Source organism: Pseudorhizobium banfieldiae, from assembly GCF_000967425.1.
GTDB classification, from domain to species: domain Bacteria; phylum Pseudomonadota; class Alphaproteobacteria; order Rhizobiales; family Rhizobiaceae; genus Neorhizobium; species Neorhizobium banfieldiae.
This window is the reverse complement of sequence record NZ_FO082820.1, coordinates 1,140,231-1,152,516: the sequence shown is the minus strand read 5'-3', so window position 1 is coordinate 1,152,516 and position 12,286 is coordinate 1,140,231. Positions and strand designations below refer to the sequence as shown.

The following is a 12,286-nucleotide window of genomic DNA, read 5'->3' as shown; positions in this document are numbered from 1 at the left end:
TGTCGCGAAATGAGCCTTCGAAGACCGTCCCGCATGTTGACGCCCGCAGCAGGAAGGGCCAACTAGAAGAAGTCAAGCAGCAGGTTATGAAATGGCATCGCGCGCATACAACATTCCCAATCTCCTGACCTATGCGCGCATCGTCGCCGTGCCGATCATCGTCCTTTGCTTCTTTGTCGAAGGGCGTCTCGCGAGCTCGGATTTTGCGCGATGGACCGCTCTTATCCTCTTCGCGGTCGCCTCGATCACGGACTATCTCGACGGCTATCTGGCGAGGATCTGGAACCAGACGTCCAATATCGGCCGCATGCTGGATCCGATCGCCGACAAGCTGCTCGTCGCCTCGGTGCTGCTTCTCATGGCTGCCGATGGAACCATTGCCGGCTGGTCGATCTGGGCGGCAATCGTCATCCTGTGCCGCGAGATCCTGGTCTCCGGCCTGCGCGAATACCTGGCGGCGCTGAAGGTGGCGGTACCGGTCACCCGCATCGCGAAATGGAAGACCACGATCCAGATGGTGGCGATCGCCTTCCTGTTGGCAGGTCCCGCCGGTGACAAGGTCCTGCCCTATACGACCGAAATGGGGATCGGCCTGCTGTGGGTGGCCGCCGTGCTGACGATGTACACCGGCTACGACTACTTCAAGGCTGGCCTCAAGCACATGGTGGACTGACCATGACCAAGCTCATCTATTTCGCCTGGGTGCGTGAGCGGATCGGCAAGCCGGAGGAAGAGATCGAACTGCCCGACGACGTAAAGACCGTGCGCGATCTTCTGGTCCACCTGAAGACGCTCGGTGAGGAGTACGAGGCGGCACTGCAGTATCCTGAGGTCATCCGGGTGGCGCTTGACCAGGAGCATGTCGAGCACCACGAGAAGATCGGCACCCCCCGCGAAATCGGCATATTTCCGCCGATGACGGGCGGCTGAGCATGACCGAAGCACCCCTCATCCGGGTCCAGATGCAGGATTTCGACCTTCAGTCGGAGATCGATGCGCTAACCAGAGGGCGAACCGGCATCGGCGCCGTCGTTACGTTCACGGGCCTCTGCCGTGACGAGCAGGGCGCACTTTCGGCGCTGGAACTGGAGCATTACCCGGGAATGGCCGAGGCCGAGATGCAGCGGATCGCAGACCTCGCGATCGAGCGGTTCTCGCTCCAGGGCCTGACCGCCATCCACCGATATGGAAAGATCGCGCCGGGTGAAAACATCGTGCTGGTGATCGCCGCAGCCCCGCACCGGCAGGCCGCGTTCGACGGCGCAAGCCTCATGATGGACTACCTCAAGACCTCCGCACCCTTCTGGAAGAAGGAGCACAAGGCCGACGGCACGGCAGGTGACTGGGTCTCCGCCAAGGATGCCGATGATCGAGCGCGGGAGAAGTGGCGGTAGTCACGGCACGATCCGCTCCCGGCGGCTCATGACCAGCACGGCCACGAGGCCGCCGACGATCACCAGATCTCGCCACACGATGGGACCGTAGCCTGCCCACAAGGTCTCCGCGAAGCCGATCACGGCGGCGCCGCCCGCGGCCCGGATCGGATTGGCGTGGCCGCCCGCAGCCGCGATCAATACCACCTTGAGCCCGAAGACAAGGCCTGCGCCGAAATCCATCGTGCCGTAGTAGGAGGTGGCAAGGATACCACAGATCGAAGCCATGAGTGCCGCGGCGGCATAGGAAATGACGAAGACCGTTCGGGCATCGACCCCGCACATTTCGGCAGCCCGTGAATCCTCCGAGACCGCCCGCCATCGCCTTCCCCAGGTGCTCCTGACAAGTAGGACCGCGCCCATTCCAAGCAGCAGCAGGAGGATCGCCGTGCTGAGACACTGGAGGGTCGTCAGCGTGACCGGAAAGCCCTCGCCCGACCATAGCACGATCGGCTCCTTCATCAGCGGTGGTAGCCAGAGCTCGCGGGTTTGCGCGGCAAGCCGCGCCCCCTCCATCAGGACGAGCACGAGCCCCAGCGAGCCGACAATGACAGCGTTCGGAGAGACGCTCGCCAGAGGTCGGATGATGAACCGGCCACTGACCAAGCCGGTCGCCACACCGCCGCTGAGAGCGGCCAGAGCGCCCAGCGCCAGCGCGGCCGGCAGGACGAGCCGAAGTTCATTCCACCCGAAGTGGGCGACCAACACATAAAGGTGCCCGGAGAAGGCGAAGATCGCTCCATAGGTGATGTCGGCGCGCCGCGTCACTGCAAAGGCGATCGCATAGCCGAAGGCAAGGGTGGCATAGAGTGTCGCAAGCGGCACGGCATTCGCGATCTGCTGCAGAAGGTAGCTCATGCCGCAGGATTCCACCATTCATGTAGCTGGTCAAACGACTTTTGGTGGTTATAATAGAGACATGATCTTCACTTGGACTCCCCATCGATTTTCGGGTGGCGCCCTTGCTCTCGATGTTGCCAACAGCGTCATCCTGCGCTCCGATCCGGCCCGCCGTACAGACCGCTTTGAGGTCACCGAGCAAATGCAGGCCTTCTCCGCTGCTGCAGCGGAATTCTCGGCAGAGCGGGCTCTGTTCGGAGAAATCAAGCCGGTCGCGGAGCCGAACCGGAAGGATTTCCTCGCCCTGCGTGAGGCGATCGACGGTTATTTCCGCCGCCGCGTCGAAGGCCATGACGATCGCGTGCTGCTCGCCAACCTGCTGCAGGCTTGCGCACGAATGCTGAAGCAGTCCGCAAGCGAGGCGACGCTCGAGGCGGCAACGGCTCGCTCGGCGCTACGCCTGTTGGCGGAGACCGACCGCCTGAAGATCTGCGGCAATTGCGGCTGGCTGTTCGTCGACCGGAGCCGCAATAGGAGCCGCACCTGGTGCGACATGGCCGTTTGCGGCAACCGCGTGAAGGCGAACCGCCACTACCGGCGCAAGAAGGAGGCGATGCCTTGAGGAAGCGTTGGGTGGTTGCGATGATGGCCTTGATTACCCTTGCCGCCTGCCAGCGGGATAAGGCGGATCAGGACGTCGTGGAGCTTTCGGGCAAGATCTTCGTGTTCAACTATCGGGTGGCACGGGCGACCTACCTCGTCACGCTGCGCAAACTGGCTCCCCTGCCGGAAGGCGGTGTGGCCGAGGCAAGTTTCGAGGATCCTCGCGGCGGGTCGCCTTTGACGGTGGAGCAGAAGCTGTTTCCGACAATGGAGAAGATCGTCCTGGAAAGCACTCCGGTGCACTGCGTGAAGAAGGGAAAGCCCTATAGCGTCACGATCCGCTTGCTCGACCAGGGGGGCGACGAGCTGCAGATGATCAAGACAACTATCGCATCGAATGTCGACCAGGACGTACTGCCCGCGAAGCCGCTTTCGCTAGGCCCTGCCTACGACCGGAACCCGGAGGTGTTCAGGCCCGACGGTTCGACCGATTTCTCTCCCGAGTCCTGCCCCAAATGAAAAAAGCCGGCGCGACGGCCGGCTTTTCCAGATCATCTGACGGCAGATCAGCCGACGATTTCGGTGTCTGCAAACCAGTACTTGATTTCCTGGGCAGCGGTTTCCGGAGCGTCGGAACCGTGAACCGAGTTTTCCCCGATCGAAAGTGCGAACTGCTTCCGGATGGTGCCTTCGGCAGCCTGTTCCGGGTTGGTCGCGCCCATGATCTCGCGGTTCTTCAGGATTGCGTTCTCGCCTTCCAGAACCTGGACCACGGTCGGACCAGAGGTCATGCCTTCGACGAGTTCGCCGAAGAAGGGGCGATCCTTGTGAACGGCGTAAAAGCCCTCCGCTTCGCGCTTGCTCATCCAGACGCGCTTGGAGGCAACGACGCGCAGGCCGTTGTCTTCGAACACCTTGGTGATGGCGCCCGTCAGGTTGCGCTTGGTGGCGTCCGGCTTGATCATCGAAAACGTGCGTTCAATCGCCATCGTCAATTCCTTTGTTTCCCGAGAAAGTGGGCGGTGTTTACCCGCCCTCTGCTCTGGAAACAAGGGCCTCCCGGGAATTTCACGCGGCCGTCACACGCCGTCCGAGACCATCATGAAGGTCAAGGCAGCGCTCGAACCACTGCATGACGGAATCGTCCGCCGCCAAGGGAGGCGGGCCGGCTGTCACCCGCATCCACTGCAAGGCACCGAAGAGGATGTAATCGGCAAACAGCGGGCTGTCGCCGCCCAGGAACGGCTGGAAATGCAGCGTGCGGCGGACGGGCTCGAGCCTCGCAGCAAAGGTCTCCCGCTCCGCGTCGCCCTCTGCGGCGACGGCTTCGATTTCCTTGCCCAGACGATCGAGCCGGCTGGCCCGAAAGTACTCTTGGTCCGGCGTATCCAGCATGTCGTGGATGTGCATGATCGCCATCTTCGTTACAGGCATGTGGAGGACCATCTGCGAAAAGCTCTCGACAAAGCGCGACAGGACCCTGCCACCCTCCCCGCCAAACAGCGTCGGACGATCCGGATAGGTCTCATCCAGATAGACGGCGATCTCGAAACTGTCGCGCACCAGCCGATCCCCGTCGCGAAGGATGGGGACGGTCTTTGAGAACCCCTCCTCTATTTCGGGTATGGCAGTGAACGGATAGGGCCGCTCGACGAAATCCAGGCCCTTGTGAGCCAGGGCCATGGAGACCTTCCAGCAGTGCGGGGAGAAAGGGCGGTTCTCGTCACGGCCGCAGAGGGAATAAAGGACACGGGTCATGGAGTCTCCGATCGCTTGAAATCATACCGATTGTGACCGAGCGGCGCCCGCATATCCAATCAGCAAAATTCATAGATGCAATCATCCCGCCGACATTCCGATCGGGCTAAGATGCGGCGAACCAGGAGGATGCAATGCGCCGCCATTTCCAGATGTTTGCCGACTATAATCGCTGGGCCAATCGCCGCGTCTACGCCGCATGCGAAGACCTGAGCGACGAGGACTACCGCGCCGACGCGGGTGCGTTCTTCGGTTCGATCCATCGCACGCTCAACCACCTGCTGGTGGCGGACCGTATCTGGATGAGCCGGATGACCGTGCAAGGAGAGGCACCGAAGGCACTGGATGTCGTTCTTTTCGATGATTTTTCCGCTCTTCGAGACGCTCGAGCCGCCGAGGACCAGCGGATCATCGGCTTCGTCGATGGCCTGAACGACGAGCGGATTGCCGGAGACTTCACCTACACGACCATCTCCAATCCGACCACCATAACGCAGCCGCTCGGGCCTGTTCTCTCCCACGTGTTCAACCACCAGACCCATCACCGCGGCCAAGTCCATGCCATCCTGACATCGCTCGGCGGACCGTCGCTGGTGCTGGACCTCGTCTATTTCCTCCGCAGCGATGGCTCCCGGTGGATGTAGTGCGCACCGGGGTCTGCCGTGCCAGACCAACCCGGCGATGCCACGATGACGGAGACAGTCCGCGTTGACGTGGCTCTTGCCTCCCATATCTGACGCCTCTGTTCCGGCGGCTGACGCTCCACATCGGTTCGCTCCTTGCTGCCACAAGGCCATGGTCACGCGCGATGATTGAAGAGATGTCTCCACTGTTGCTCGGCGTCCTCGGGAGCCTGCTGGCCGGCCTATGCACCGCCGTCGGCGCGCTGCCTGTGCTTTTCGGGCGGCGACCGGGCGGCGCCTTCCGCGATCTGTCGCTTGGCTTCGCCGCGGGAGTGATGCTTTCGGCGTCCTTCTTCTCGCTGATCATTCCGGCACTCGAAGCGGCGGAGCAGCGCTTCGGTGCGGGAGCGATACCCGCGGCGATTGCCTGTATCGCCATCCTTGTCGGCATGGGCACGGTTTCGCTGATGAACGAGTTTCTGCCGCACGAGCACTTCGACAGCGGACGCGAGGGGCCGAGCAGCGCCTCGGTGCGCCGGATCTGGCTCTTCGTCATCGCCATCACGATCCACAACGTCCCGGAGGGGCTGGCCGTCGGCGTCGGCTTCGGGGCCAACGGCATCGAAGGCGGGCTGCCGCTCGCCGTCGGAATCGGCCTTCAGAATGCGCCGGAGGGACTTGCGGTCGCTGTTTCGCTCCTCGCGCAAGGCTATAGCAAGTGGCGTTCGTTCGTCATTGCCACGCTCACCGGCCTCGTCGAGCCGGTCGGTGGGCTCATCGGTGCAGCACTGGTCACCGTGTCACAACCGCTGCTGCCCTGGGCACTCGCATTCGCTGCGGGCGCCATGCTCTATGTGATCAGCCACGAAATCATCCCCGAAACCCACCGCAGCGGCCATCAGAAGCAGGCGACTTTTGGCCTTGCCGTCGGGCTGGTGCTCATGCTGTTCCTCGACGTCTGGCTCGGGTGAGCGAGCCACGCCGTCTCAAGCCGCACGTCGGCCCATCGAATGCCCAGAGCCATCCTTCGATAGCTTGAAGCGCACCATGAGGTTCTCGAGCGCCACCGCCTCGTTGAGGAGGGCCTGAACCGCCGCGGAGCTTTCTTCCACCATGGCCGCGTTCTGTTGCGTACCTCGATCGATCTCGGCAATCGTGCCGTCGATCTCGGAGATGCCCGTCGCCTGCTGGCGTGCACCGGAGACGATCCTCTGGATCTCGCCGCTGATCTGGCGCACTTCGTTGGCAATCACCGTCAGCGCCTCGCCGGCCTGGTTCACCAGCGTCACACCGTTGTTGACCTCCGCACCAGAGGCATTGATGAGCGCCTTGATCTCCTTGGCGGCATTGGCCGACCGCTGGGCAAGTTCACGGACCTCCTGGGCGACAACCGCGAAGCCCTTGCCGGCCTCACCAGCGCGGGCGGCCTCCACGCCGGCGTTCAGAGCAAGCAGGTTGGTCTGGAAAGCGATTTCATCGATGACGCCGATGATCTGGCCAATCTCGCGAGACGAATTCTCGATGCGGCTCATGGCTTCCACCGCATTGGTCACGATCGCTCCAGAGCGCTCCGCACCATCGCGCGCCTTGTCCACCATGCGATCGACATGCTCGGCCACACTGGCGGTCTCGTTGACGGTCTGAGTGAGAATGCTGAGCGCGCTCGCCGTTTCCTCCACGGAGGCTGCCTGGCGCTCGGTCCGTACCGAGAGATCGTGGGTGGCGCGGCCAATTTCGGCCGTACCACCACGAATGGTGTTTGCGACAAGGCCGGCCTGGGTGAGGACCGACTCGAGATTGTCGACGGAGGAGTTGTAGGAGTCCCGCAATGCATCCAGCGCCCCCTGGAACGGCTGGTCGATGCGATGAGCCAGATTGCCGGTCGACAGCTCGGACAGTGCCGTGCCGAGACGCTCGACAACCAGCTGGGTCGCCTCCGCCTCACGCGCCCGTTCCTCGGCGTTCATCGCCCGCTGCTCGGCAGCCTCGCGATCCGCCTCCCGGGCCCGCTCCGACATCTCGACCGCATTGCGTTCGGCCTTGGTGGCGGCTTCAACTGCTGCGTCGGAAGCCTCGAACGCATTGACCACAGCATGCGTGAGGGCAACGAGCACGCCGGTCTGCACGATCAGGACCACGGCGTGGAGAATGACGCGCGAGAAATCGGATTCGCCAGGGAAGACCGCCAGCGGCATGACGAAGAAGAGAGCGAGGTGGTGCACCGCCACCAGAGCCGAATAGGCGAGCAGCGCCTTCCAGTCGATCCACACGGCGCAGATCGCCAGGGAGGCGAAGAAGTACATGTGGATGTCGATCTGCAGCGGCGATCCGGAGAAGGAATAGACCAGCATGGCGACCGTGGCGGCATGCGCCATGGAGGTGACGATGCGGGTCGCGGAGCCGATGCGATCCTTCCACCAGCCCGCGGTCGCAAGCGCGACGATCACGAGGGTGGCGAGCACCGGAGCGAGCGAGAAGCCGTCGCTACTGAAGAATTCCCGAACCGCCACGAGCAGCAGGTTGATCCACAACAGACCGACAATGCCGCCCGCAGCCTTGTAGCGTAGCAATGCAAGTGAACTCATCCTTTGTTTCCTTCCAGGCAACCGAGTGCCAATTGATGGTTGAGGACCAGAGCCGCGCCTGCGCTTGCAAGCCGGGCTGCAAAGTCCGGGGCCTCGGAGTGGGCAACGGTCATCCACGGGAAGCGACCCTGGGCGACGAAGGCGCCACCAGCGTTCGCGATGACCGAGAGAGGGTAATCGGGTGCCGCATCGGGATCCGTCAGGACCAGGACAAACCGGCCGTTGGGCAGGGCCCAAACCGAGAAGATCAGCAGCAAGAAGACGCAGAAATTCAAGACTATGAAGCTTCGACCCGTCAGCATCAGGCACCTGTCCAAAGGGGGCACGGCTCGTCCGTGCGTGGAGCGTCCTCCGTCATTCCAAGATCATGCTAGCCGGTATTAATAAAAAAGCCATTAATCGCGGTCTTGCGTTTTGTCAGGTCGCCAGATGACGACGAGTCGGCAGCTCCTTATCCCGGCCAGTCTGATCCCGTCTTGCCAGGTTCACTGACTTCAGCCAAAACGCCGGCCATGATCACCATTACCGATGTCTCAGCCCGGATCGCGGGCCGCCTGCTTCTCGACCATGCGAGCGTCAGCCTTCCAGCCGGTGCGAAGGTGGGGCTCGTGGGCCGCAATGGTGCCGGAAAGTCGACCCTGTTCCGGATCATCACCGGCGACCTTGCCGCCGAAAGCGGCTCCGTCTCGATCCCCAGGAATGCCCGCATCGGGCAGGTGGCACAAGAAGCTCCAGGAACGGAGCAGCCGCTGATCGAGATCGTGCTGGCTGCCGACAAGGAGCGGGCGTCGCTGATGCGGGAGGCGGAGACCGCGACCGACCCGCACCGCATCGCCGAGATCCAGACGAGGCTGGTGGACATCGAAGCACATTCGGCGGAGGCACGGGCCGCGAGCATTCTGGCCGGCCTCGGCTTCGACCACGAGGCGCAGGCACGGCCGGCCTCCTCGTTTTCCGGAGGGTGGCGCATGCGCGTGGCACTGGCGGCCGTGCTGTTCTCGCAGCCGGACCTGCTGCTCCTCGACGAGCCGACCAACTACCTCGATCTCGAAGGCACGATGTGGCTCGAGGACTATGTCCGGCGCTATCCCTATACCGTCATCATCATTAGCCACGATCGCGACCTGCTCAACAACGCGGTCAACGCGATCGTCCATCTCGACCAGAAGAAGCTGACCTTCTATCGCGGCGGCTACGACCAGTTCGAACGGCAGAAGGCCGAGGCCGACGAGTTGCAGATGAAGGCGCGCGCCAAGAACGAGGCGGCACGAAAGCACTTGCAGAGCTTTATCGACCGCTTCAAGGCGAAGGCCTCGAAGGCGAAGCAGGCGCAAAGCCGCGTCAAAGCCCTCGAGCGGATGGGGACGGTTGCTGCCGTGATCGAGGACCACGTCCAGCCGATCACGTTTCCGGAACCGGAGAAGCAGCCGGCCTCGCCGATCATCTCTATCAGCGGCGGCGCAGTCGGCTACGAGGCGGACAAGCCGATCCTGAAGGGCATCAATCTGAGGATCGACAATGACGACCGCATCGCACTTCTTGGCGCGAACGGCAACGGCAAGTCCACCTTCGCGAAGCTGATCGCCGGACGACTGTCACTACAGGCGGGAGAAATGAAGCTCGCGCCTAACCTGAAGGTCGGTTTCTTCGCCCAGCACCAGCTCGACGACCTGATCCCCAGCGAGACGCCGGTCGACCACGTGCGCCGGCTGATGCCGCAGGCCGGGGAAGCGCAGGTGCGCGCCCGCGTTGCGCAGATGGGCCTCGCGACGGAAAAGATGGCGACGGCGGCAAAGGACCTTTCGGGCGGCGAGAAGGCACGCCTGCTGATGGGGCTTTCCGCCTTCCACGCGCCAAACCTGCTCATCCTCGACGAGCCCACCAACCACCTGGACATCGACAGCCGCCGGGCGCTCATCGAAGCGCTTAACGACTATGAGGGCGCGGTCATCCTGATCTCCCACGACCGTTACCTCATCGAGGCGACGGTGGATCGGCTGTGGCTGGTGAACGAAGGCACCGTGAAGCCGTTCGACGGCGACATGGAGGAATATCGCGACCTGATCGTCGCGGCCGGCCGGAAGAAGGACGAGAAGCCGCAAGTCGGCGCAGAGGAGCCGGCGAACAAGGCGGAGCAGCGAAAGGCGAGCGCCGAGAAGCGCGCCTCGCTTGCACCGCTGAAGAAAAAAATCAACGAAATCGAGTCCGTAACCGCGAAGCTTGAAAGGCTGATTCAACAGCTTGATGCGGAACTTGCAGATCCGATGCTCTACGAGAAGGCGCCGGCAAAGGCGGCCGAGAAGGCCAGGCAGCGCGGGGAAGCGGCCGCAAAACTCGCAAATGCGGAGGAGCAGTGGCTGGAGCTGTCGGCCGAATACGAGGAGGCGATGGCTGGCTAACGCTCAAGCCTTCTTCACCCAGCGACCTTCGGGAGACTGCTGCCAGTAGGTGAGCAAATGACCCTCCCCCTTCAGCCGCTTCCATTGGCTGCGGGCATTCTCCACCTGCTCTGAATCATAACCGTCGAACATGAAGACGAGGCGTTCATAGGCATCAAGCGGCGGCGGCTCTGCGGAGTCGACGACAAATCGCACGGTGGCGTCGTTGATGTTGCCGGGACCGGTCGTGATCAGAACCGGCTGCCGAGCGGCGTGCTCGCCGTCATCCGTGCCATGGGGCAGGAAGCTCTCTTCCCTGTAGGTCCACAGATGTTCATCGAGGCTGTCGCGGCGCTGCTCCTCACGCGTCTGCACCACCACCCGCCAGCCGCGCACGACACTCTTCTCGAGGAGCGCCGGCAGCGCATCCTCGAGCTTCGATTCCGTCAGGTGGTAGAACAGGACTTCGGTCATGGGTCAGGTTTCGTAATGGTCGCGCACGAGCCTGTCGAGAAGGCGCACGCCATAGCCGGAGGCCCATGACTGGCTGATCTCGCTGGACGGCGAGTTCATCGCCGTACCGGCCACGTCCAGATGCGCCCAGGGCGTGTCACCCACGTAACGCTTCAGGAACTGAGCCGCCGTGATCGCCCCCGCATGACGGCCGGCCGAATTCTTCATGTCTGCAAACTTGGAATCGATCATCTTGTCGTATTCCTTGCCGAGCGGCATGCGCCAGAGCTTCTCGCCCGTCGCCTCGCCGGCTGCGCTGAGCCGGGCGGCGAGTTCGTCGTCATTGGAGAAGAGCCCGGCATGCTGATTGCCCAGCGCCACAAGGATTGCGCCCGTCAGGGTCGCGAGATTGATCATGAACCGCGGCTTGAAGCGGTCGTTGCAATACCAGAGCGCATCGGCCAGCACGAGCCGACCTTCCGCATCGGTGTTGATGATCTCGATGGTCTGGCCCGACATCGACGTCACGATATCCCCAGGACGCTGTGCATTGCCGTCCGGCATGTTCTCGACCAGTCCGATAATGCCAATGGCATTCACCTTGGCCTTGCGCGCTGCCAGCGCATGCATGAGACCGGTGACTGCGGCTGCGCCGCCCATGTCGCCCTTCATCTCCTCCATTCCGGCGCCCGGCTTGATGGAGATGCCGCCCGAGTCGAACACGACCCCCTTCCCGACGAAGGCAATGGGCGCATCCTTGGCCTTCCCGCCCTTCCACTGCATGACGGCGATCCTCGGCGGGCGGGCGGAACCCTGTGCCACGCCGAGGATGGCATTCATCTTCAGCTCGTCCATGTCCTTCTCGGTCAGAATCTCGACCTCAACACCAAGGTCTTCCAGTTGCCTGGCCTTCTCGGCGAATTCGACCGGGCCCAGTACGTTCGGCGGCAGGTTGACGAGGTCCCGAGCGAGCAGGACCCCGCCAGCGACGGCGTTGGCGTCATCAAGCAGTTTCGCCGCCTCGGCGTGGCTGCCAGTCACGATGGTGACAGCGACCTTCTTCGGCAGTTTCTCGTCGTCGTCCTTCTTCTTCGTCTTGTAGGCGTCGAACGTGTAGCCGCGCAGCATCACACCCAGTGCAAAATCCGCAGCTTGGCGGGCCGAGACCTGCAGTCCGGGGGCATCAAGGAAGACCACCACTTTGCTCGACGACTTGAACTGCGCCGCAGCGGCACCGCCCGCGCGCAGCCAGTCATGCGCGGTAAGCGCCTCCGGTTTGCCGAGCCCCAGAAGCAGCAGGCGGTCCGCGGCAGATCCGCCCGGCGCGATCAACTCGAGCGTTCCCATCGACTTGGCCTTGAATCCAGATATCTCGACGGCCCGTGCCGATACCCCTTGCGGGTCCGCCTCCGCAAGACCGGCGGGAGCGCCCTGATCTGCGACCTGCAGCATCACGGCCAGCGTCTTCTCCAGAGGAGCCGACGTTGCGAAACGGATTTCATACTTTCCAGACATTCTCATCCCGATGCTCGTAATCCCATTTGCGCAGATCATCGTCGTTTCATCCGGCATAGCAACCCGAATGCGAAATTTTCCGCAGAATCAGCATCATT

At 62.8% G+C, this 12,286-nt stretch carries 15 protein-coding genes; 8 read left to right on the top strand and 7 right to left on the bottom strand.

Annotated features, from left to right (window positions below; all coding sequences use genetic code 11):
- Positions 1 to 91: 91 nt before the first annotated feature.
- Genes pgsA through NT26_RS05540 form a run of 3 tightly spaced genes read left to right on the top strand, consistent with a single transcriptional unit; the run spans position 92 to position 1,394 of the window.
- Positions 92 to 673: a CDP-diacylglycerol--glycerol-3-phosphate 3-phosphatidyltransferase gene (pgsA, locus tag NT26_RS05550; RefSeq protein ID WP_052637809.1), complete on the top strand. Its 582-nt coding sequence runs from the start codon at positions 92 to 94 to the stop codon at positions 671 to 673.
- Positions 674 to 675: 2 nt separating this feature from the next.
- Positions 676 to 930, top strand: coding sequence for a molybdopterin converting factor subunit 1 (moaD, locus tag NT26_RS05545; protein WP_052637808.1), 255 nt, complete (start codon positions 676 to 678; stop codon positions 928 to 930).
- 2 nt (positions 931 to 932) lie between these two features.
- Positions 933 to 1,394 (top strand): molybdenum cofactor biosynthesis protein MoaE, encoded by a 462-nt coding sequence (locus tag NT26_RS05540; RefSeq protein ID WP_052637807.1) that lies wholly within the window; start codon positions 933 to 935, stop codon positions 1,392 to 1,394.
- On the opposite strand, the gene NT26_RS05535 is transcribed toward NT26_RS05540, so the two are convergent.
- Positions 1,395 to 2,291, bottom strand: coding sequence for a branched-chain amino acid ABC transporter permease (locus tag NT26_RS05535; protein ID WP_052637806.1), 897 nt, complete (start codon positions 2,289 to 2,291; stop codon positions 1,395 to 1,397).
- A 61-nt stretch (positions 2,292 to 2,352) separates the two neighbouring features.
- On the opposite strand from NT26_RS05535, the gene NT26_RS05530 reads away from it, so the two are divergent.
- Together NT26_RS05530 and NT26_RS05525 are read left to right on the top strand one after the other, a co-directional pair.
- Positions 2,353 to 2,895, top strand: a complete 543-nt coding sequence (locus NT26_RS05530) for a CGNR zinc finger domain-containing protein (RefSeq protein ID WP_052637805.1) — start codon at positions 2,353 to 2,355, stop codon at positions 2,893 to 2,895.
- Positions 2,892 to 3,395 (top strand): hypothetical protein, encoded by a 504-nt coding sequence (locus NT26_RS05525; RefSeq protein ID WP_052637804.1) that lies wholly within the window; start codon positions 2,892 to 2,894, stop codon positions 3,393 to 3,395. Before NT26_RS05530 ends, NT26_RS05525 begins: the two co-directional genes overlap by 4 nt.
- 47 nt (positions 3,396 to 3,442) lie before the next feature.
- On the opposite strand, the gene ndk is transcribed toward NT26_RS05525, so the two are convergent.
- Positions 3,443 to 3,865, bottom strand: coding sequence for a nucleoside-diphosphate kinase (ndk, locus tag NT26_RS05520; protein WP_052637803.1), 423 nt, complete (start codon positions 3,863 to 3,865; stop codon positions 3,443 to 3,445).
- 79 nt (positions 3,866 to 3,944) lie between these two features.
- Positions 3,945 to 4,634 carry a glutathione S-transferase family protein gene (locus NT26_RS05515; protein ID WP_052637802.1) on the bottom strand — a complete coding sequence of 230 codons (690 nt, stop codon included), beginning with the start codon at positions 4,632 to 4,634 and terminating at the stop codon, positions 3,945 to 3,947.
- Between the two features lie 134 nt (positions 4,635 to 4,768).
- On the opposite strand from NT26_RS05515, the gene NT26_RS05510 reads away from it, so the two are divergent.
- Positions 4,769 to 5,278: a DinB family protein gene (locus NT26_RS05510; protein ID WP_052637801.1), complete on the top strand. Its 510-nt coding sequence runs from the start codon at positions 4,769 to 4,771 to the stop codon at positions 5,276 to 5,278.
- Positions 5,279 to 5,454: 176 nt separating this feature from the next.
- Entirely contained in the window at positions 5,455 to 6,228 is a 774-nt protein-coding gene (locus NT26_RS05505) for a ZIP family metal transporter (protein WP_244467670.1), read from the top strand.
- 15 nt (positions 6,229 to 6,243) lie between these two features.
- Here the strand turns inward: NT26_RS05505 and NT26_RS05500 are convergent, their stop codons facing one another.
- Complete coding sequence (locus NT26_RS05500) at positions 6,244 to 7,842, bottom strand: methyl-accepting chemotaxis protein (RefSeq protein WP_052637800.1); 1,599 nt, start codon at positions 7,840 to 7,842, stop codon at positions 6,244 to 6,246.
- Positions 7,839 to 8,144 carry a hypothetical protein gene (locus NT26_RS05495; protein ID WP_052637799.1) on the bottom strand — a complete coding sequence of 102 codons (306 nt, stop codon included), beginning with the start codon at positions 8,142 to 8,144 and terminating at the stop codon, positions 7,839 to 7,841. Before NT26_RS05495 ends, NT26_RS05500 begins: the two co-directional genes overlap by 4 nt.
- Positions 8,145 to 8,354: 210 nt before the next feature.
- Here NT26_RS05495 and NT26_RS05490 point away from each other — a divergent pair, with 210 nt between their 5' ends.
- Positions 8,355 to 10,241 carry an ABC-F family ATP-binding cassette domain-containing protein gene (locus tag NT26_RS05490; RefSeq protein ID WP_052637798.1) on the top strand — a complete coding sequence of 629 codons (1,887 nt, stop codon included), beginning with the start codon at positions 8,355 to 8,357 and terminating at the stop codon, positions 10,239 to 10,241.
- Between the two features lie 3 nt (positions 10,242 to 10,244).
- On the opposite strand, the gene NT26_RS05485 is transcribed toward NT26_RS05490, so the two are convergent.
- Entirely contained in the window at positions 10,245 to 10,694 is a 450-nt protein-coding gene (locus NT26_RS05485; protein ID WP_052637797.1) for a DNA polymerase III subunit chi, read from the bottom strand.
- Positions 10,695 to 10,697: 3 nt separating this feature from the next.
- Positions 10,698 to 12,188 carry a leucyl aminopeptidase gene (locus NT26_RS05480; RefSeq protein WP_052641901.1) on the bottom strand — a complete coding sequence of 497 codons (1,491 nt, stop codon included), beginning with the start codon at positions 12,186 to 12,188 and terminating at the stop codon, positions 10,698 to 10,700.
- Between the last annotated feature and the right edge of the window lie 98 nt (positions 12,189 to 12,286).